Source organism: Veillonella parvula (assembly GCF_042850485.1).
GTDB lineage: Bacteria > Bacillota > Negativicutes > Veillonellales > Veillonellaceae > Veillonella > Veillonella parvula_Q.
Window position 1 is genome coordinate 982,379 of record NZ_AP031417.1, and the last position, 20,812, is coordinate 1,003,190.

The following is a 20,812-nucleotide window of genomic DNA, read 5'->3' on the forward strand; positions in this document are numbered from 1 at the left end:
TCTTTGAACTTGTTTACATAGTATGTCAACGAAAAAGATTCGAAACTTCTGTATTATAGCTCATATCGACCATGGTAAATCAACCATCGCTGATAGATTAATTGAATATACTGGTACATTACAAAAACGTGAAATGGAGGCTCAAGTTTTGGACTCCATGGACCTTGAACGTGAACGCGGCATTACTATTAAAGCGCAATCTGTTCGTATTTTGTATAAAGCTCAAGACGGTGAAGAATATATTTTGAATCTCATCGATACTCCGGGCCACGTCGATTTCAGCTATGAAGTATCTCGTTCTCTTGCAGCTTGTGAAGGGGCATTACTCGTAGTCGATGCTGCACAAGGTGTGGAAGCACAAACGTTGGCAAATGTATATCTCGCTTTAGAACATGATCTTGAAATCATTCCTGTTATTAACAAGATTGATTTGCCGTCAGCAGATCCTGATCGCGTTAAACAAGAAATTGAAGATATTATTGGTTTAGACGCTTCTGATGCTGTATTATGCTCTGCCAAATCAGGTATCGGTATTCCTGATATTTTAGAAGCTATTGTAAATAAAGTTCCTGCACCACCAGATAAATCTGATAAGCCAACAAGAGCCTTGATTTTTGATAGCCGTTTTGATGCGTATAAAGGTGCTATTGCTTATGTCCGCGTAAAAGAAGGGTCTATAAAAGCAAAAGATACAATTCGCATGATGCATGATAAAAAGGACTTTGATGTTACAGAACTCGGTATTTTTACTCCCAATCTTGTACCTGTGCAAGAATTACCATGTGGCTCAGTAGGTTGTATTGCAGCTAGCATCAAAAATGTAAAAGATTGCCATGTAGGCGATACTGTAACATTAGCTAATAATCCTGCATCAGAACCATTGCCTGGTTATCGTAAGGCTGTATCTATGGTGTACTGTGGCCTTTATCCAACAGAATCTAAAGATTATGAAAACCTTCGGGATGCATTAGAAAAGTTACAGCTTAATGATGCTGCCTTAGAATATGAAGCAGAAACATCATTGGCATTGGGTTTTGGTTTCCGTTGTGGGTTTCTCGGTCTTTTGCATATGGACGTAATTCAAGAACGTTTAGAACGTGAATATAACTTGACGCTTATTACGACGGCTCCATCTGTAAATTACAAAGTGTACAAAACAAATGGGGAAATGCTCGAAGTCGATAATCCTGCTAAATTACCACCTCCAACGGAAATTGACTATATCGAAGAGCCTTATGTAAAGGCTACAACAATTGTACCTAAAGATTTTGTTGGTACTATCATGGAATTATCTCAAGATAAACGCGGTGAATATCAATCTATGGAATATTTGGATGAAACACGCGTATCTGTCGTTTATCACTTGCCATTGAGTGAAATCATTTATGATTACTTTGATAAATTAAAATCCGCTACAAAGGGATATGCATCTCTTGACTACGAATTGATTGGATATAAACAATCTCCAATGGTTAAGATGGATATTCTCTTAAATGGAGATCCTGTAGATGCATTATCCATTATTGTACACAAAGACCGTGCAGCTACACGTGGTCGTGCATTAGCTGAGAAATTGAAAGAATTGATTCCTCGTCAAATGTTTGAAATTCCTATTCAAGCGGCGGTAGGTACAAAAATTGTGGCTCGTGAAACTGTAAAAGCTTGGCGTAAGGATGTTTTGGCAAAATGTTACGGTGGTGATATTTCTCGTAAGCGTAAATTACTTGAAAAACAAAAAGCCGGTAAGAAACGCATGAAGTCCGTCGGTTCCGTAGAGATCCCGCAAGAAGCATTCATGGCGATTCTCAAGGTTGAGGACTAATAAAATGAAAACAGATTCTGATATTCTGAATCTGTCTACGCTGAGGGATATGGGGCTGTATGTCCATATCCCTTTTTGTAAACAGAAATGTATGTATTGTGATTTTCCTGCTTATCAAAATTTACAAGATTATTACGAAACCTATGTATATGCTTTAGTTCAAGAAATCGATTTATGGGTCTTTGAACATCCAGAGTCTACATCTAAAGCTATTGATACAATTTATTTTGGTGGAGGTACGCCTACAGAATTATCGATTCAACAACTACAGATGATTCTTGATAAAATCAAAAATACTTTTACAATTTCTGACGATTGTCATATGACTATTGAATCAAATCCTGGGGAAGTAGATCTATCGTATTTAACGAAACTTGTTAAACTAGGATTTAATCGTATAAGCTTTGGTGTTCAAACATTTGATGATAAGGCGCTTACATTGCTTCATCGCAGTCACAACGGGGAACAGGCAAAACAAGCCGTTTATGATGCTAAAGAGGCGGGCTTTACCGATATCAATATTGATTTGATTTATGGTTTACCACGACAAACATTAGAGGATATTCAACATAATTTAGATATTGTAAAAGATTTACCGATTAATCATATTTCAACGTATGGACTTCAAGTTGAGGTAGGAACGTATCTATATCATTTAGTACAAAAGAACCTTATTTCTATTCCTAGTGAAACCATTGATGAATCCATGTATGATACGATGATGGAAGGATTAAAAGATTTAGGCTTTGAACGATATGAGATTTCAAATTTCGCCAAGGCTAATTCCTATAGTCGTCATAATTTAAAATATTGGCACTATATAGATTATTTAGGCTTTGGTGCTGGTGCTCATTCCTTCTATGACGGAGTACGCCGTAGTAATAATCGTAATGTAATGCCCTATATACAATCTGTTGACAGATATATTATGCCTACTATTGATACGGAGACGATTACTTTAGAGCGAGCTCAAGAGGATTTTTGCTTTTTAGCTCTTCGCACTAAATGGGGCCTTGATGAGCGAAAATTTGAAGATAAATTTGGCGTATCTGTCCATAATTTATTTGGTACTACTTTAGAGGATTTAGTTAGTAAAGATCTATTAGAATATCAAAGTGGAAGTTATCATTTAACCGCTGAAGGTGCCAAGCATGGAAACTATGTATTTAGTCAATTTATTCGTGAGTAATTTCTCACAGTTTCTCAAAATCTAATATGTTAGTATAAATAGGATGATGATGAATAAGCATGCTAGATTTGAGGAGGAACGATGAAGACATCTGTAATATTACACGGTTTACATAATGAATTTACTTTAGATCAAATGAAAGCATGCATAGAACTTGCTGAAAAATATGGCGGATCCTTTCGCCATGTTGTAACAGGTATACAAATTACAGGTATTGAAAAAGATGATAAGGAACAGCTAATTTCTGAATTGCCTGATGGCGTGACAACTGTTATTCATAGAGGTGTTAATTCCTTAATTGCCTGTGTAGGTAAAGGCCATTGTAAAAATGGACAAATGGAAACTAAAGAATTGGCTGATTATGTAGAGAGAAAACACTACGGCCGAAAAACATCTCATAAGTGCAAGATTGGCATCAGTGGATGTGGACGTAACTGCCCTGATGCGATGGTGAAAGATATTGCTTTTATTGGTACATCGCAAGGTTTTATGTTGGCTGTTGGCGGTAATACAGGCATGAGACCAGAAGCAGGAAAAATTTTAGCAAGAAAACTAACTATTGAGCAATCTAAAAAAGCTGTAGACATTTTGATTGATTGGTATGCGGAACATGGGGAACCTCGTGAACGTATGGGACAATTGTTAGAACGACTTGGTAATCCATTAGAAGGTGTAGAACTATAAATTATTATATTTCTAGTACTTATTGATTTATGATTTTAGTCTGTAAATAGTTAGGGCCCAAAAAGTATTCTAACTAAGAGTCCATTAACAATAGAATTACAATAAAATTATTACAAATATAAACACTTATACTATTTCAGGTTTTAATAATATAAATTTTATTAGACCAATATATTCTAATATTTAAATTTTAGGATATGACATAAACGTAGATAGTATAAGTGTTTTCTTATTGTTACACTTTGATTTTTTGACCAATTAATTAAAAATATTGAATTGTCTTTTTGACTAAATAGATATTATTTGACTTTTTAAGGATTTTTCTGCTTGACATTTTTTTTGAATATGATAATATTATACATGCGATTAGCACTCAAAGTTAATGAGTGCTAACAAGAGGTGTCATTATGGATGAAAGAAAACAGCGCATCTTGCGAGCCATAATTGAAGACTATGTTAAGTCCGCAGAACCTGTAGGATCTCGAACGATTGCTAAAAATTATGATCTTGGCATCAGTCCTGCTACGGTGCGGAACGAAATGTCCGATTTAGAGGAATTAGGCTATTTAGAGCAACCTCATACATCGGCTGGGCGTATTCCTTCAGCTAAGGGCTATCGCTTATATGTTGATTCTATGCTGAGTCGACAACCTGTTCCATTACAGGATGCTGAAAAAATTGAAATGTTATGGAAACGTTCCAATGGATCAACGAGTGAACTCTTTCTAAATATGGCTAAACTACTTTCACAGGTAAGTCATAGCATGAGTTTATTCTTAGCACCAGCCCATGATAGAGCATTAATCAAATACATTCATGTATTACCGCTAGATAGTCATCAAGCCATTATGGTAGTTATTACTGAAACAGGAGCACTCGATAATGAGTTGATGTACCTTGGTGAAAGTGTTTCACCAGAGCTTTTACAAAGTCTAGCCATACAATTTAGCAATGCACTACAGAATGTAAGTATTGGTCATGTAACGGCTGAGGCCTTAGGATCTATATTGGTCCATATGGAAGGACCGCAGGGAATTTTATTAATCCTTTCGGAGACATTATTACGAGCTATTAATAAACGTAAGTTGTTCTATTCGGTAGGTACCACAGAGTTGTTAAATCAACCAGAGTTTAAGTCTGTTGAGAAGGTACAACCCTTGCTTTCCTTAGTGGAAGAACAAAATCAATTAGGACAGTTATTAAAAGATGATTCTCCAACACCTGTTAAGGTCAAGATTGGTATTGAGAATGAAACTGAAGCGCTACATTCAATGAGTGTGGTACAAGCTGATTTTACGAATCAAGATCAGCCTATCGGAACTCTTGCTATTCTTGGTCCAACGCGGATGGAATACGGACGTATCATCGGCATGTTGTCCCATATGAAACATATAATGGAAACTATGGTAAAAGAACAAAACAGAAAGGGCAAATAATGGCTGAAGAACAAGACATTAAACAAGAAACAGTGGAGGAAACAGAGGATACTACGAATGTAGAGGAACTAACTGTTGAAAAAACTGAAGAAGCTGTGGCTGATGCTGCTCAAGTGTTAGAAGAACTTAAAGCCGACTTTGATAATCGATATAAACGGTTACAAGCGGACTTTGAAAACTTCAAACGTCGTACTAACCAAGAAAAAGAGCAACTTGCTGGATATGTAAAAGGGGATGTATTAACGGACCTTCTTCCTGTATTGGATAACTTTGAACGGGCCGTTCAAAGTCCTGCAGAAGGGGAAGCAAAAGTATTCCTCGATGGATTCATTATGATTCATCAAAATTTGATGGCTATGTTATCTAAACATGGTTTAGCTGTTATTGAAGCTGTGGGTCAACCATTTGATCCAAATTTCCATCAAGCGATTATGCGTGTACCGTCAGATGAATATGAATCCGATACGGTGTGTGAAGTTTTGCAAACTGGCTATACTGTTGATGGTCGTTGTATACGTCCAGCAATGGTAAAAGTTGTTGAATAGATTATAAAGTTTTAGGAGGTATATATTATGGCAAAGGTAATTGGTATTGATTTAGGGACAACAAACTCTTGTGTTGCTGTTATGGAAGGCGGCGAACCTACGGTTATTACAAATCAAGAAGGTGCACGTACAACTCCTTCCGTTGTTGGGTTTGCAAAAAATGGAGAACGTTTAGTTGGTCAATTGGCTAAACGTCAAGCTGTATCCAACCCAGAAAATACAATCATTTCTATTAAACGTCACATGGGTACAGACTACAAAGTAACTGTAGAGGGTAAATCTTATACTCCTCAAGAAATTTCTGCAATGATTCTTCAAAAAATCAAAGCTGATGCAGAAGCTTACTTGGGCGAACCTGTAAAACAAGCTGTTATTACTGTTCCAGCATACTTTACAGATGCTCAACGTCAAGCTACAAAAGACGCTGGTGCCATTGCAGGTCTTGAAGTACTTCGTATCATCAACGAACCTACAGCAGCTGCTCTTGCATATGGTGTAGATAAAGATGAAGATGGTAAAGTTCTTGTATTTGACCTTGGTGGTGGTACATTCGACGTATCTATCCTTGAACTTGGTGATGGTGTATTTGAAGTATTGGCAACATCTGGTAATAACCACCTTGGTGGGGATGACTTCGACCAACGCATTATGAACTACCTTATCGAAGAATTCAAAAAAGAAACTGGTATCGATTTATCCAATGATAAATTAGCTGATCAACGTTTAAAAGAAGCTGCTGAAAAAGCAAAAATTGAGTTGTCTGGCGTAGCTAGCACAAATATCAACTTGCCATTTATCACAGCTGATGCTACTGGTCCTAAACATTTGGATGTAACATTGACTCGTGCTAAATTTGAAGAATTAACTGCTGATTTGGTACAAGCTACTATAGAACCTACTCGTAAAGCTATGAGTGATGCTGGCTTATCTGCATCCGATATCGATAAAGTATTGTTAGTTGGTGGTTCTAGCCGTATCCCAGCTGTACAAGAAGCAATCAAAAAAGTATTGGATAAAGAACCAACTAAAAACGTTAACCCTGATGAATGTGTAGCTATTGGTGCTGCTATTCAAGGTGGCGTATTAGTAGGTGAAGTTAAAGACGTATTGTTACTTGACGTAACGCCATTGTCCCTTGGTATCGAAACAATGGGTGGCGTATTCACACGTATTATCGATCGTAACACTACAATCCCTACATCTAAATCTCAAGTATTCTCCACTGCCGCAGATAACCAACCATCTGTAGATATCCATGTATTGCAAGGTGAACGTGAGTTCGCAGCAGATAATAAAACATTGGGTCGTTTCAACTTGGATGGTATCCCAGCTGCTCCTCGTGGGGTTCCTCAAATCGAAGTAACATTTGACATCGATGCTAATGGTATCGTACATGTAAAAGCTAAAGATTTAGGTACTCAAAAGGAACAAAAGATTACCATTACTTCTTCTAGCGGCTTGAAAGAAGAAGAAATTGATCGCATGGTTAAAGAAGCTGAAGCTCATGCAGCGGAAGATAAAGCTAGAAAAGAAGAATTAGATATTAAAAATAATGCGGACTCCCTAGTATATCAAGCTGAGAAAGCATTGAAAGACTTTGAAGGTAAAGGCGACGCTGCTTTGATGAAAGAAGTAGAAGAAGCGAAAGATAAATTGAAAAAATCTATTGAAGCTGGCAATATCGAAGATATCAAAAAAGATAGTGAAGCTTTGGAACAACCATTACATAAATTAGCAGAACAAATGTATGCAGCAGCTCAACAAGCTCAACAAGCAGCTGGCGGTGCTGAACAAGGTCAACAACAAACAAAAGCTGATGACAATGTTGTTGATGCTGATTACACAGTAGTGGATGATGACAAGAAATAAGAAGGGTTGGTAACGAATGGCACGAGATTATTATGACATCCTAGGGGTTAGTAAAAATGCCTCTCAAGATGAAATCAAAAAAGCCTTCCGTAAAAAGGCACGCCAATACCATCCAGATGTAAATAAAGATAATCCAAAGGAAGCGGAAGCAAAGTTTAAAGAAGCTAACGAAGCTTACGAAGTATTGTCTGATGAAACTAAAAAAGCTCAATATGACCAATTCGGCCACGACGCCTTCAAACAAGGAGGCGGCGCTGGTGCCGGTGGTTTCCAAGGTGGCTTTGGCGGTTTTGGTGGTCAAGCTGGAGGCTTTAGTGATATCTTTGGCGACATTTTTGGTGGCATGTTTGGTGGTGGACGCCAACAACAAGGCCCTCAAAAAGGTAATGACTTGCGTGAAGATATCGATATTTCCTTTGAAGATGCAGCCTTTGGTAAATCTATGGAAATTGAAGTGCATCGTCATGAAGAATGTGATCACTGTCATGGTACTGGTGGTGAACCAGGCTCTCGTGTCGATACTTGTCCAAACTGTCATGGTTCTGGTCAAGAAGCGGTTATTCAAAATACTCCATTTGGACGTATGCAGTCCGTTCGCACTTGTTCCCGCTGTCATGGTACGGGTAAAAGCATTGAAAAACCTTGCTCTAAATGCCGTGGTACTGGCGAAATGTTGGCTAAACGGAAGATTTCCATTAAAATTCCAGCTGGTGTAGATAGCGGATCTCGTTTACGTGTAGCCAATGAAGGGGAACCTGGTATTTTAGGCGGTCCTAAAGGGGATCTCTATGTATATATCTTTGTTCGTCCTCACAAGGAATTTGAACGAAATGGTAATGACGTTATTAGCCGTGTAAATATTAGCTTTGCTCAAGCTGCTCTTGGTGCGACTATACAAGTTAACACTTTAGATGGTAAAGTAGAGTTAAAGATTCCGGAAGGTACTCAAACGGGAACGGCATTCCGCGTAAAGGGCAAAGGTATACCATATTTGCGTAACCCTAACCAAAGGGGTGACCAACACATTGTGGTAACCGTCCAAACGCCTAAGAAGTTGACAGACACTCAACGTGAGCTATTGTTACGCTTTGCAAATGAAAGTAATGAAGATGTAAATAACTTACAAGTGAGCAAAAGTCTCTTTGAAAAAATCAAGGACTGTTTGACTAAATGAACAGCTCATGTGAAGGAATGGTTTGTTCCATCACATTCCCTATAAAGGAGCATATATGCAATGGATAGAAGTATCCATTGTCTGTGAAAGAGTAGCCACCGATGAGGTGACTACTCTTTTTGACGATTATGCAGACAATGGAATTATAGAAGAAGATGTTGAAAATCAGCCTAATTTAATAAAATTAACTATGTATGCTGATATATCACTCGATATGAATATGATTAAGGCGGATTTAGTAAAACGGCTTACTGAGGCCAATATCAAGGTTATATCAATAGATACAGATATTCTTGATGAGTCAACTTGGTTAAACTCTTGGCAACAGTATATTGAACCTACAGAAATTTTACCTAACTTAATCATTAAACCAGCATGGCAGGAATACAATAATGTAGATAATAAAATTATTATTGAAATTGATTCAGATATTTCCTTTGGTACCGGGTCTCATGAGACGACACGGACTTGTGCAGAGTTATTAAAATCCTATAGTAAATCTATGGATCTTGATACAGTTACTTGTTTGGATATTGGTACTGGCACAGGTATTCTTTTATTAGTAGCAGCCCATTTAGGTATTAAAAATTTAGTTGGTATAGATATAGAAGAGTATGCTGCAAATCAAGCTAGAATTAACTGTGAGAATAATCATGTATCTGCTGAAATCATTTGTGGTAATTTGGATAGTGATTTCAATGGTACTGCCCAATTAATTTTAGCTAATCTAACAGTGGATCCCCTTAAAATACTATTACCTCAAATTGGTAAGAAACTGGATGATAGGGGCATTTTGATTATTAGTGGCATTATTGATGATCGTTATGATGAAATCATGCCATATATTGAGGCTCATTGGCATATTATTGAGGAGCGCGTTGCAGGGCCTTGGCATACGTTTGCGCTAGAAAAACGATGAAAAAGATTTTTATTCCTACACCATTAGATGAAATAATAGAATTACCAAAAGATGTGACCCATCATGTACTACATGTATTTCGCCATAATATGGAGAAGCCTATAACTGTAACCGGCAGCGACAATCGTTGTGGTACATATCAAATTACAGCAGAAGTAGACGGTAAAGCTCAAGCAAAACTGATTGAATATGTAGATGCAAATCTAGCATCGTATCGTACTATTCTAGTTCAATCATTATTAAAAGGTGAAAAGCTAGAATGGGTGTTACAAAAGGCGACGGAGTTAAATGTGGATACAATTTATCTTGTGCCCACAGCTAACTGCGTAGCTAAATATGATAAAAAAAAGCTTCAATCAAAAGTAAATCGTTGGGAAAAAATAATGCTAGAAGCAGCTCAACAATGTGGACGAAATCACTTGCCTACACTAGTAGTAGGAGAGACGCTTTTACAAGCATTAGACATTGAATCTGAGGCGTTGAAATTGGTAGCCTATGAAAATGAAGCAGGGCAGACTATCAAAGATGTACTTAAAACTTTGCATTCCGATAAGTCTGTAACTGATGTTTTAATTTGTATAGGTCCTGAAGGGGGCTATCAAGAGAAGGAAATCAATGCTATTATAAAATATAGTGGAAAATCAGTATCGCTGGGAAATACAATTTTGCGGGCTGAAACTGCTGCTATTGGATCGTTAGCGATGATTCAATATGAATTAGAATTATAAATTAAATAAGAATAGAGAGGTGCAATGAAAACCGTTGCTTTTACAACCTTAGGGTGTCGCGTAAACCAATATGATACAGATGCCATGAAAGGTTTATTTTTACAAAATAATTACGAAGCGGTAGACTTCGATGAAAAAGCTGATATATATGTAATTAATACCTGTTCTGTAACGAATATGGGGGAAAAGAAATCCCGTCAATTAATCCGCAAGGCGAAACGTCAAAATGAAGATGCCTATGTTATTGTAACTGGTTGTTATGCTCAGCTTGATCCAGATGCGATTGCCGCTATAGATGGTGTTAATCTCGTTATTGGTACCAATAATCGATCCAAAATTGTTGAATTAGTAGAGCAATTAGAATCTACAGAACGACAAATTAATGCTGTTCGGGATATCATGAAGGAATCTAACTTCGAGGAGATGCCGTTATATGGTAATGAATCTGACAAAGCTCGTGCGTTCATGAAAATTCAAGAAGGTTGTAATAACTATTGCGCCTTTTGTATCATTCCTTATACTCGAGGAAAATTAAAATCTCGTAAAGTTGATGATATTGTACAAGAGGCAAAACGTTTAGTAGATCATGGATTTCATGAAATCGTATTAACTGGTATACATTTGGGTAATTACGGTGTCGAATTACCAGGTCGTCCAACATTAGCTGATGTGGTAAAAGCCTTATTAGAGATTCCTAATTTATACCGCATACGTTTCGGGTCCATTGAATCCGTAGAGGTTTCTGATGAGTTAGTAGAATTAATGGCTACGAATAAACGTGTTTGTCCACATTTACATTTACCGTTACAAGCAGGTTCTGACCATGTATTAAAGTTGATGAAACGCCATTATACATTACAAGAATATAAAGATTTAATTACAAGTTTACGTTCTCGTATTAAAGATTTATCGATTACAACTGATATTATTGCTGGTTTCCCTCAAGAAACTGATGAAGACTTCGAAGAAACATTGAATACAGTACGTGAAATTGGATTTACGCACATTCATGCCTTCCCATACTCCATTCGTGAGGGTACACCTGCAGCCACCATGGCGGATCAAGTACCAGAAGCTGTTAAGAAGACTCGTGTAGCACTTTTAAATGGTCTTAGCCAATCTGGTTATGAAAGATACGCAAAATCTCGCATTGGTAAGCCTGGTGAGATTCTCATCGAAAAGGAAGAGAATGGATACTACATGGGCTTAACAAATGAATATATAAATGGTAAAGTTAAGTCTGATGGGACACGTAAAATTGGTGATCTCGTTGGTGGAACTGTTGTAGGTTTAGAAGATAATTATTTAATTATTGAGTAAGGAGTTAGATTATGAGTGACTGCATTTTTTGCAAAATTATCAATGGTGAAATTCCGTCTAAAAAAGTGTTAGAAAATGATAAATTCTATGCTTTTTATGATATTCAACCTGTAAAAAAAGTTCATGTATTAATCGTACCTAAAAATCACGTGTCTAATATTGCACATCTTAATGAAAAGAATGCAGATTATGTTGAAGGGTTACTGCCATTTGTTCGTGATGTAGCAAAAGAGCTTGGTATCTCTAAAGATGGATATCGTTTAATTTTTAATACTGGTGAAAAAGCAGGCCAAACTGTATTCCATATGCATGCACACCTTTTAGGTGGAGAAGAAATGGGCTGGCCAGAAGCCTAATTTTGAGTATTATGCATTCTTTTTATAATACTCATTAAAAAACCTATAAAATATACTTGAAAATATTGACAACATCTATACCTATACATATAATATTATATGTGCGTATGTAAATTATCAGCACTTCCCGAGATTATTTTTGGAGGGAGGGATATAGATGTCTGAAATCAAAGTCGGTAAAAACGAAACGCTTGAAAGTGCTCTTCGTCGATTCAAACGCTCCTGCCAAAAAGCGGGTGTTTTGTCTGAAGTAAGAAAACGCGAACACTATGAAAAACCAAGCGTAAAAAGAAAGAAAAAATCTGAAGCAGCAAGAAAACGCAAATTCAGAGCATAAGATGATTACCCTAATTCTGCCTTTTCATGGCTTTATGAAATCCAGAATTAGGGTTTCTTTATTATATACATAAGGAGGAAATATGAGTTTAAAAGATCAATTAAAGGAAGATATGAAAGCAGCTATGAAAGCTCGTGAAGAAGGTAAAACAGCGTTATCTGTAATTCGTATGGTCAATAGTGCCATAAAAAATACAGAAATCAATGACAAAATTGAGTTAGATGATGCTGGCATTCTTGGCATTTTAGCTAAGGAAATGAAAACTCGTCAAGATTCCTTAACAGAATTTGAAAAAGCGGGACGTGAGGACTTAATTAGTCATGTAAAAGAAGAAATGGCTGTATTGCAAAAATACTTACCAGAGCAATTGAAAGAAGATGAAATTCGTACAATTGTACAAGAAGCCATTGTTGCATGTGGTGATAATGTAAATATGGGCAATGTTATGAAACATGTAATGCCAAAAACAAAAGGGCGTGCAGATGGTAAGGTCGTCAATAATATTGTTAAAGAATTACTTGGATAATATATAGTAATATCAACGACCATTCTATATACAGTTATTGATTAAAGTTGATAGTATTGGATGTGTTAGATGTAACTTTAAAAGAATAATGAAATTCTATAGAAAGTTATTGACATATATTTTCAACATATGATAATATGAACTCAATAAAATAATTGGTCAACGAAGACTCCACTTTAGATATATAGATTTATATATTTATTTGTTGGAGTCTTTTTCTTTTAGGAGGAACAAATATGTCGACAACTAACGAATTATTATATTACATTCCGGCGGGTCAATATGGGAAAGAAGGCGTTCTTGCATTATTAGAACAACATCCTGAAATCAAGTTCGTATCTCTTGTAGGTATTGACTTAGCAGGTAATGATACTGATGAAAAGATTCCTATGTCAGCATTCTTCGATGACTACGAATCTTTCTTTGAAGGTCGTGCTGTTCAAACAGATGGTTCCTCTGTAGTACTTACAAATATTGCTACATTAAATAATGCTCGTGTAGATATGTGGGGCGATCCAAGTGTAAACTGGTTTGTTGATTACAACTACGAAAATATTGATCCTGTTACAGGCTTACCAACTGGTACACTTCGTATTCCTGCATTCTTGATGCATAACTATCGCTATGTAGATTCTCGTTCTATTTTAAAACGCAGCTGCGACTATGTTCGTGCTGAATTATTGGCTTTGATTAAAGAACATGGCTTACCTGGTATGCCGCATGTGAAAGCTGATGAAGTTGTAGATATCATTTTCACATCTGCAACAGAACTAGAATTCTGGGTAAAAACTCCATCTAGAACAGTTACAAAAAAAGAATTATCCGTATCCCAAAAATTACAAGAACAATACTGGCAACGTACTCATGGTACAGTTCGCACTGCATTAGAACAAGCTGTTGAACGTCTTGATAGATATGGTATGGTTGCTGAAATGGGTCATAAAGAAGTAGGTGGCGTTAAAGCTAAACTTGATGAAGATGGTCATGAAGCAGTTGTATTAGAACAATTAGAAATCGACTGGAAATTCTCAAATAATCCATTACAAACAGCAGATAATGAATTACAAGCTCGTATCATTGTTCGTGAAGTATTCCGTGAAAATGGTCTTGATGTAACATTTAATGCAAAACCAATAATTGGTGTAGCTGGTTCTGGTGAACATACTCATTTTGGTGTTATGGCTAAATTAAAATCTGGTAAAGTTGTTAACTTATTTAGCCCAGAAGATATGCGTAAAGAATCTGCTAGCTCTTTAGGCATTGGTGCAATTATGGGACTTTTAAAACACTATGAAGCCATTAATCCATTCATCAGCTCTACAACAGATTCTTTAAACCGTTTAAAACCTGGGTTTGAAGCGCCAGTATGTATTGTTACATCTTTAGGTACTGATCCATCTGAACCTAGCCGTAACCGTACAATCCTTTGCGGTTTAATTCGAGATATCGATAATCCTATGGCGACACGTTATGAATTGCGTTCTCCAAATCCTTACACCAATACATATACTGCTTTAGCATTGATCTTTATCTCTGCATTTGATGGTATGAAATATGCCATTACATCTGGTAAAACACAAGCTCAATTGGAAGCAGAGCTTTCCAAAGAAGTAGGTGAAACATCTGATTATCTTGCTACAAATCGTGCATACCGTACTGAAAAAGATGTGTTTGATGATTTCACACAAGAAGAACGTAATCAAATGTTTGGTGTTGCTCCAGCTACTGTATGGGAAAATATAAAGGGTTACCAAAATAATCCTGAATTAGTAGAAACATTGGCTCAAGGCAATGCATTTGCTAGAGATTTAATGGACTCTTTTATTGCGTCCATTCTTAAACGCTGGAAACTAGTATTGGCCAACCGCTTAATCCCAAACAATTTGGATACAGTTCGTAGCATGGTTGCAATTCATACTGACAGCCGAAATAGTGTAGATGATAAACGCTTTGCAGAAGTTAATGACTTACGTTTCTACCTTGCTAAAGATAGTGATGATCGTAAATCCTTATTCACTCGTTTAATTGATGCACTTAATGATGGTGAATATGATTTAGCATCCCAATTACAAATCGAAATGAATGATAAAATGGAAGAATTAGAAGCTAAATACGCTAACTACGCTAAAAATATCTTCTAAGATGCTAGTTGATAGTGTTAAAACGTAAAAGTTTTAAAATAAAAGAGACTCTACTGATATGTAGGGTCTCTTTTATGCTATTAGGATTTGTTATTAAGAAATGTTTCTACTAGTACTAAACAACAAACTAGAACTAAAATGGAAATAGACCATAATAACATGTTCAAAGCTGATTCATGATCGATAATTAGTAAACGAACAATGGCGGTAATACCAATATATAAGAAGAAATCAAGAGGAAAATGGAAATTATTCTTAAAGTACTTAATTATGAGTGCAATAAATTCAAAGTAAAGAAAGAAGGTAATTATCTCTTCAATCAATAAAGAATAAGTACTATAGCCTTGAATATTGGCCCATGCAATAAAACCAAAATTTACTAGACTATTGATTAAAGCAATGCATAAACCAATGCCAACACCAATAAGTGCAATATTTTTAATGGTTAATATAAGCTGAGAAATACGAATCCACATACATGCTCCAATTAAAATAATAAATTACTATAGGACATATAAAAAGACCGTACACCGTACGGTCTTTTTACCTTTATATTAAGCTATTAGCAAAAATCTTAAGATTAGATATCAACTTTAATAGCTTCTAATGCAGCATCGAAGTTAACTGCTTGAGTTACTTCAGGTACATATTCAACATAAGTTACTTTGTTATCTTTGTTGATTACTACAACGCCACGAGTTAAAAGACGAAGCTCTTCAATCAAGAAACCATAGTTTTCACCGAAGGAAGCATCTTTGTGGTCAGACAAAGTAATAACTTTATCTACGCCTGCAGCACCACACCAACGTTTTTGAGCGAATGGTAAGTCCATAGAAATTGTCAATACGACTACATCTTCGGAAAGTGCTGTTGCATCTTGGTTGAACCAACGAGTTTGAGCATCACAAACACCTGTATCAAGGGAAGGAACAACGGAGATAACTTTTACTTTACCTTCGAAGTCTTTTAAAGTTTTAGCTTGCAAGTCATTGCTCAATACAGTGAAGTCTGGAGCTTGTTGACCTACTTTAATTTCTGGGCCAACTAATGTGATAGGGCCACCTGCAAATGTTACTACGCCAGTACGTTTTTCCATGTTGTATTCCTCCTAAGAGTTTTAATTCTAATTATGTAAAATATAATTTCTTTATATGCATAGTATAACATTTACATTACCATAAGTAAACTAAAAAATTCGATATAGTATTAATTAAAAAGATCGTTACGATTGATTACTGTAAAAATTTAAAGAGGCCATTTAACTAATATTAATATTGATGAAATAGAACTACTACTGTAATAAAATATTTAATCTAACTGTTATACGTATAGGTGTATTAATGTATCATAAAAAATGTGTATACTATAAAGAGAAAAGTTAACGTAATAAAATTTGTTGATTTAGCTTTTACAGTATTGATTTAAATTCATTTACAATATAATGATACTAGTAATTATATAGGCAATGATTTTGATTAGACTTAATAGGATATGTTAGAGAGGACCTATGAAACCAATAGATTTATTTATGCAGTTTTTCCGGCGTGAAGGCTGGATCTATGCCATTGGCTTAACTATGTTGATGGCAATTGATGTGGCTTTTTTATTTGTTCCTCAATTTATTGGTAATGCTATAGATACGTTGAGCAATAATAAGAAAGGGTTAGTCACTTATATTTTTTATTTCATTTTATTATTTATTATTATCACTATTTTAAAAGTTATCTCACGCAGAACCCTATTAGGCTCTATTCGTCGCATGGAGTATCTTTTTCGTGAGATTTTGTGTAGTAAAGCATTACAAGTAAAAACAACGTACTATGAGGCTAATGGACCTGGTAAGGTTATGGCGCTCATGACTAACGATGTAACATCGCTACGTGTTGCCCTTGGTCTAGGTGTAATGATTATAGTGGATATTATTTTCTATTCCATTGTGGGTTCCATAATTTTAATTCAAAAGATTAATACTGTATTAGCTTTTAAAATTATGACACCTGTATTCTTAATTATTGTGGCTATATTTGTACTAGGCAGAAAGCTACGTATTAAACAACGTAGTGCACAAGCTACTTATAGCGATTTAACAGAGTTTGGACAAGAGTTATTTCAAGGGATGGATGTTATTCGCGCTTTTAATCGTGAAAGCATTATCTCTAATTCTTTTGAAAAAATAAATAAACTTAATTATAAGAAGAATATGGATGTTGCACTACTAGATGCAATATTAACACCGTTGACAAGAATTGCACCCTTTATTTGTATCAGTATTAGTATTTTTATTTGTGGACATTTAGCTGTAGAAGGCAAAATGACTATAGGCGAATTTGTTACTATTAATTCATTCATAATGTTAATTGTGGGACCTTTAATAGGGTTTGGTGGCCTTATTTCTATTGTACAAAAAGGTCTTGCTTCTTTAGATCGTATCATGGACTTCTTACATTTGCCTACAGAAACAATAGATGATACCGATGAAGTACTGCCGCTTGAGGATATTCATATTCGATACTTAGATTTTACTTATGAAAACTCTAAAGGGCATGCATTATCTCAGTTGACAACGACAATACCAAAAGGTTCTTTTATTGGTTTAGTTGGTAAACCCGGTTCTGGCAAAAGTACATTGTTTAAATTGCTTATTGGATTACAAGAGTGTCCGGAAAAATCTATTTATTTTGGCAGTCAAGATTTAGCTACTGTTTCTTTATCAAAGCTTAGAAACTCAATTGCTTATGTGCCGACACAATCTTACCTATTAAGTACGACCATTGCTGATAATATTAAATTTGGTAAAGCTTTATCCATGCATGAAACTGTAGAGTTGGCAGCACAAAAGGCAGACTTATATAGAGATTTAGGCGATTTGTTAAACGATGATTTACATGAGCTTGCTGAAGAAGGTCATGATTTATCAGGTGGACAGAAGCAGCGAATCAATATGGCTCGCGGCTTTTATAAAAATGCGCCATATGTATTACTAGATGATTGTTTTTCCGCTTTAGATGCAGTAACAGTTACAACCATATTAAATTCATTACATAATGTAAAAGATCAGACGATTCTATGTATTTCACAACGATTAGAGGTTGTAGAGAAAGCAGATAAAATACTAGTATTTGATGAGGGGCGTATCGTAGAAGAAGGTACTCATGAAGAATTATTAGGTAACAATGGTTTATACCGTACCTTATATGAAGCGCAGAATGGAGGGGGCCATCATGAAGAAGCGTGATCTAAGAAATGACTGGGCTCTATTCTCCTATATAACTGGCTACATTAAGCCTTATTTAGGTATTCTATTTTTAGCAACGGTTGCGCTCGCAGGAAATTTAGTACTATTACTTTTACGCCCATATTTAACTAAGCAAGTTATCGATCTTGGATTTGCCACTAATGATATCGCTGTTATTGAATATTATGCTCTAATGTATGGCCTTACTATCATTGGTAGTGTTTTATTTATTTTTGTAGAGAATTACTTTTTAAAAAGTTTTGGTCAAAAAATTATCTATAATATTCGTAGTATTATATTCCAAAAGATTCTTAATAAACCACATGATGAATTTTATAAGTTGCCAATTGGGAATTGGGTAACTCGCATTACTAATGATGTAGAGTCATTACGTACATTATATACAGATGTAATTCTGAATTTGGCAAGTAGCGGTTTAATGATTATTGGTATATTAGGATTTATGTATGCCATTAATGTACCTTTAGCAATAATCATGACAATTTTACTACCTATAATGGGTGGAATTATTTGGGTGTTTCAAAAGTTTTCTCGCAAAGCATTCCGTCAGGTAAGACGTTCTGTAGCTGCTTCTAATGCAAGCATCAAGGAACTGTTAAATTATATTGTAATCGTAAAATCCTATGGTGGCGAAAGAGCAATTGAGGAACGTTATAATACTGTTAATAAAGGTTTCTTAGAAGCAGGTCTTTTTGAGGTTACCACATTTTCTATTTTTAGACCGCTCGTAGATGGTCTATTCTTTGTTGCGCTAATTGTTATTTTTACAACTACGAATTTAATAGACTCCGTAGCTGATGCTGGTACAGTATTTGCCTTTATACAATATATGGACCGATTCTTCCAACCATTAAAGGAAATTGCAGATAAATATAACTCTCTACAAAGCGCATTAGCTGGTGCTGAAAGATTAGTTCCCTTATTAGAGGAAGAAGAGCGTCAGATGGCTAATGAAGTTCCTGATGAATTTAAACATATAGAGACTATTGAATTCGAGCATGTATGGTTTTCCTATGAAAATAACGACGTTTATGCGCTAGAGGACTTTACATTCACTATTAAAGCTGGAGAATTCATAGGTATTGTAGGTCCTTCTGGTAGTGGTAAATCAACACTTTTATCATTGTTGATGGGAATCTACAAACCAACAAGAGGGGCTATCTATATTAACGGTATAAATATTGCCCAATATGATAGTTCTGTGCTTCGTCATTTAATGGGATATGTTTTTCAGCAAGCTTATCTATTTAAGGGTTCCATTAGAGATAACTTAACACTTTTTGATACATCAATTTCTAATGAGGAAATGATCAATGCAGTAAAACAAGTTAATTTGGATTCTATGATTGAACAACTTCCGGAAGGGTATGATACACCGGTTGGTTATTTAGGCTCCTTATTATCTGATGGGCAAAAACAATTATTGGCTTTTGGCCGTACCTTGATTAAAAAAACACCAATTCTATTGCTAGATGAAGCAACGGCTAATATCGATAGTCATACGGAGAAGCAAATTCAAGCAAGTATTGAAAATATTCGAGGTAGTAAAACAATCGTAAGTATTGCTCATCGTCTTTCAACAGTAGAAGATGCCAATAAAATAGTGTATATGGAATATGGTAAAATAATAGAAAAAGGATCTTTTAATGAGCTTATCAACTTAAAAGGGGCCTTTTATAATCTATGGAATAATCAACACAGTGGGAGTTAGTATGGAATTTATCCAATCTAAAGATAATAAAACGATTAAGCGAATTATCTCATTAAGGCAACGTAAAAATCGCCAAAAAAATGGAGAGTACATCGTTGAAGGCATTCGCTCTATTCGAGATATTGCAGCTATGGGTGCAGTAAAAACAATCGTTATACGTGAATCTAAAGCGCAAGATAAAAATATATTAGATTTATTAGACTTAGATACTGTTCAATCTGTACCTAAATATATCGCACAAGATCCAGTGTTTGATAAAGTAGATAATACCGTAAATGGACAAGGTGTAGTTGCTATTGTATCAAAGCCTACATATGATATTGAATCAATTTCTATTGTGGATGGTTTATATATTACATTAGATGGTGTTCAAGATCCCGGCAATCTAGGTACCATTATTCGTACTGCTGTTGCAGCAGGTGTTAAAGGGATATTTTTGATGAAAGGAACTGTGGACCCTTTTAATGACAAGACAGTCCGCAGTACCATGAGCGCCTTACATAAAATACCTTTATATGAAGACATTACGTTATCTCTGTTACATGATATGGTAACCGAGTCTAATATGACTAGCTATGTAACAGCTTTAGAACATTCCAATCCTTATCATACTGTAAGTTATGCTAAGCGAACTATGCTAGTATTAGGAAACGAAGGAAATGGTGTAACACCAGGGGTTATGAATCTATGTACAAATCGTATTATGATTCCTATGTATGGTGATATGGAATCCTTAAATGTAAGCGTAGCTGCTGCATTATGTATGTATAAAGTACAAGAACAATTAATGCCTTAGTAT

Annotated in this window: 19 protein-coding genes; 17 read left to right on the top strand and 2 right to left on the bottom strand. The window is 35.6% G+C overall.

Features of this window, described 5'->3' with window-relative positions; genetic code table 11:
- The first annotated feature begins 22 nt into the window (after positions 1–22).
- From lepA to ACGHIY_RS04420, 14 genes are all read left to right on the top strand, one after another.
- Positions 23–1,822, top strand: coding sequence for a translation elongation factor 4 (gene lepA, locus ACGHIY_RS04355; protein WP_021148125.1), 1,800 nt, complete (start codon positions 23–25; stop codon positions 1,820–1,822).
- Positions 1,823–1,826: 4 nt separating this feature from the next.
- Positions 1,827–3,011 (top strand): radical SAM family heme chaperone HemW, encoded by a 1,185-nt coding sequence (gene hemW, locus ACGHIY_RS04360; RefSeq protein ID WP_287531158.1) that lies wholly within the window; start codon positions 1,827–1,829, stop codon positions 3,009–3,011.
- A gap of 81 nt (positions 3,012–3,092) precedes the next feature.
- Positions 3,093–3,695, top strand: coding sequence for a nitrite and sulphite reductase 4Fe-4S domain protein (locus tag ACGHIY_RS04365; RefSeq protein WP_004697060.1), 603 nt, complete (start codon positions 3,093–3,095; stop codon positions 3,693–3,695).
- 407 nt (positions 3,696–4,102) lie between these two features.
- The gene (gene hrcA, locus ACGHIY_RS04370) at positions 4,103–5,131 is read left to right on the top strand and encodes a heat-inducible transcriptional repressor HrcA (protein ID WP_077708392.1); all 1,029 of its coding nucleotides are present in this window, start codon (positions 4,103–4,105) and stop codon (positions 5,129–5,131) included.
- Complete coding sequence (gene grpE / locus ACGHIY_RS04375; RefSeq protein WP_021148128.1) at positions 5,131–5,676, top strand: nucleotide exchange factor GrpE; 546 nt, start codon at positions 5,131–5,133, stop codon at positions 5,674–5,676. The genes hrcA and grpE overlap by 1 nt, the downstream gene beginning before the upstream one ends.
- Positions 5,677–5,703: 27 nt before the next feature.
- Positions 5,704–7,545, top strand: a complete 1,842-nt coding sequence (gene dnaK, locus ACGHIY_RS04380; protein WP_390525747.1) for a molecular chaperone DnaK — start codon at positions 5,704–5,706, stop codon at positions 7,543–7,545.
- 16 nt (positions 7,546–7,561) lie between these two features.
- Positions 7,562–8,719, top strand: coding sequence for a molecular chaperone DnaJ (gene dnaJ, locus ACGHIY_RS04385; protein WP_390525748.1), 1,158 nt, complete (start codon positions 7,562–7,564; stop codon positions 8,717–8,719).
- Positions 8,720–8,774: 55 nt separating this feature from the next.
- Complete coding sequence (locus ACGHIY_RS04390) at positions 8,775–9,638, top strand: 50S ribosomal protein L11 methyltransferase (protein WP_008713878.1); 864 nt, start codon at positions 8,775–8,777, stop codon at positions 9,636–9,638.
- Positions 9,635–10,366: an RsmE family RNA methyltransferase gene (locus ACGHIY_RS04395; RefSeq protein WP_311573644.1), complete on the top strand. Its 732-nt coding sequence runs from the start codon at positions 9,635–9,637 to the stop codon at positions 10,364–10,366. Before ACGHIY_RS04390 ends, ACGHIY_RS04395 begins: the two co-directional genes overlap by 4 nt.
- A gap of 24 nt (positions 10,367–10,390) precedes the next feature.
- Positions 10,391–11,686, top strand: a complete 1,296-nt coding sequence (mtaB, locus tag ACGHIY_RS04400) for a tRNA (N(6)-L-threonylcarbamoyladenosine(37)-C(2))-methylthiotransferase MtaB (protein ID WP_004695745.1) — start codon at positions 10,391–10,393, stop codon at positions 11,684–11,686.
- An 11-nt stretch (positions 11,687–11,697) separates the two neighbouring features.
- A complete protein-coding gene (locus ACGHIY_RS04405; RefSeq protein ID WP_004695748.1) occupies positions 11,698–12,042 on the top strand; it encodes a histidine triad nucleotide-binding protein in 345 nt (114 codons plus the stop codon).
- Between the two features lie 157 nt (positions 12,043–12,199).
- Positions 12,200–12,379, top strand: a complete 180-nt coding sequence (gene rpsU, locus ACGHIY_RS04410; protein ID WP_004695751.1) for a 30S ribosomal protein S21 — start codon at positions 12,200–12,202, stop codon at positions 12,377–12,379.
- Between the two features lie 82 nt (positions 12,380–12,461).
- On the top strand, positions 12,462–12,905 hold the full coding sequence (locus tag ACGHIY_RS04415; protein WP_311573646.1) for a GatB/YqeY domain-containing protein: 444 nt from the start codon (positions 12,462–12,464) through the stop codon (positions 12,903–12,905).
- A 236-nt stretch (positions 12,906–13,141) separates the two neighbouring features.
- Positions 13,142–15,046: a glutamine synthetase gene (locus ACGHIY_RS04420; protein WP_311573648.1), complete on the top strand. Its 1,905-nt coding sequence runs from the start codon at positions 13,142–13,144 to the stop codon at positions 15,044–15,046.
- Between the two features lie 80 nt (positions 15,047–15,126).
- Here the strand turns inward: ACGHIY_RS04420 and ACGHIY_RS04425 are convergent, their stop codons facing one another.
- Positions 15,127–15,522: a phosphate-starvation-inducible protein PsiE gene (locus tag ACGHIY_RS04425; protein WP_311573649.1), complete on the bottom strand. Its 396-nt coding sequence runs from the start codon at positions 15,520–15,522 to the stop codon at positions 15,127–15,129.
- Positions 15,523–15,626: 104 nt separating this feature from the next.
- Positions 15,627–16,142, bottom strand: coding sequence for a thiol peroxidase (gene tpx, locus ACGHIY_RS04430; RefSeq protein ID WP_311573651.1), 516 nt, complete (start codon positions 16,140–16,142; stop codon positions 15,627–15,629).
- A gap of 411 nt (positions 16,143–16,553) precedes the next feature.
- Here tpx and ACGHIY_RS04435 point away from each other — a divergent pair, with 411 nt between their 5' ends.
- Genes ACGHIY_RS04435 through ACGHIY_RS04445 form a run of 3 tightly spaced genes read left to right on the top strand, consistent with a single transcriptional unit; the run spans position 16,554 to position 20,809 of the window.
- On the top strand, positions 16,554–18,281 hold the full coding sequence (locus ACGHIY_RS04435) for an ABC transporter ATP-binding protein (protein WP_390525749.1): 1,728 nt from the start codon (positions 16,554–16,556) through the stop codon (positions 18,279–18,281).
- Positions 18,268–20,013 carry an ABC transporter ATP-binding protein gene (locus ACGHIY_RS04440; protein ID WP_390525750.1) on the top strand — a complete coding sequence of 582 codons (1,746 nt, stop codon included), beginning with the start codon at positions 18,268–18,270 and terminating at the stop codon, positions 20,011–20,013. Before ACGHIY_RS04435 ends, ACGHIY_RS04440 begins: the two co-directional genes overlap by 14 nt.
- A 1-nt stretch (position 20,014) precedes the next feature.
- On the top strand, positions 20,015–20,809 hold the full coding sequence (locus ACGHIY_RS04445) for an RNA methyltransferase (protein WP_349234007.1): 795 nt from the start codon (positions 20,015–20,017) through the stop codon (positions 20,807–20,809).
- The last annotated feature ends 3 nt before the right edge of the window (positions 20,810–20,812 follow it).

Coding starts and splice junctions, on each gene's coding strand:
- lepA (WP_021148125.1), top strand. CDS start 23: ATGTCAACGAAAAAGATTCGAAACTTCTGTATTATAGCTCATATCGAC.
- hemW (WP_287531158.1), top strand. CDS start 1,827: ATGAAAACAGATTCTGATATTCTGAATCTGTCTACGCTGAGGGATATG.
- ACGHIY_RS04365 (WP_004697060.1), top strand. CDS start 3,093: ATGAAGACATCTGTAATATTACACGGTTTACATAATGAATTTACTTTA.
- hrcA (WP_077708392.1), top strand. CDS start 4,103: ATGGATGAAAGAAAACAGCGCATCTTGCGAGCCATAATTGAAGACTAT.
- grpE (WP_021148128.1), top strand. CDS start 5,131: ATGGCTGAAGAACAAGACATTAAACAAGAAACAGTGGAGGAAACAGAG.
- dnaK (WP_390525747.1), top strand. CDS start 5,704: ATGGCAAAGGTAATTGGTATTGATTTAGGGACAACAAACTCTTGTGTT.
- dnaJ (WP_390525748.1), top strand. CDS start 7,562: ATGGCACGAGATTATTATGACATCCTAGGGGTTAGTAAAAATGCCTCT.
- ACGHIY_RS04390 (WP_008713878.1), top strand. CDS start 8,775: ATGCAATGGATAGAAGTATCCATTGTCTGTGAAAGAGTAGCCACCGAT.
- ACGHIY_RS04395 (WP_311573644.1), top strand. CDS start 9,635: ATGAAAAAGATTTTTATTCCTACACCATTAGATGAAATAATAGAATTA.
- mtaB (WP_004695745.1), top strand. CDS start 10,391: ATGAAAACCGTTGCTTTTACAACCTTAGGGTGTCGCGTAAACCAATAT.
- ACGHIY_RS04405 (WP_004695748.1), top strand. CDS start 11,698: ATGAGTGACTGCATTTTTTGCAAAATTATCAATGGTGAAATTCCGTCT.
- rpsU (WP_004695751.1), top strand. CDS start 12,200: ATGTCTGAAATCAAAGTCGGTAAAAACGAAACGCTTGAAAGTGCTCTT.
- ACGHIY_RS04415 (WP_311573646.1), top strand. CDS start 12,462: ATGAGTTTAAAAGATCAATTAAAGGAAGATATGAAAGCAGCTATGAAA.
- ACGHIY_RS04420 (WP_311573648.1), top strand. CDS start 13,142: ATGTCGACAACTAACGAATTATTATATTACATTCCGGCGGGTCAATAT.
- ACGHIY_RS04425 (WP_311573649.1), bottom strand. CDS start 15,522: ATGTGGATTCGTATTTCTCAGCTTATATTAACCATTAAAAATATTGCA.
- tpx (WP_311573651.1), bottom strand. CDS start 16,142: ATGGAAAAACGTACTGGCGTAGTAACATTTGCAGGTGGCCCTATCACA.
- ACGHIY_RS04435 (WP_390525749.1), top strand. CDS start 16,554: ATGAAACCAATAGATTTATTTATGCAGTTTTTCCGGCGTGAAGGCTGG.
- ACGHIY_RS04440 (WP_390525750.1), top strand. CDS start 18,268: ATGAAGAAGCGTGATCTAAGAAATGACTGGGCTCTATTCTCCTATATA.
- ACGHIY_RS04445 (WP_349234007.1), top strand. CDS start 20,015: ATGGAATTTATCCAATCTAAAGATAATAAAACGATTAAGCGAATTATC.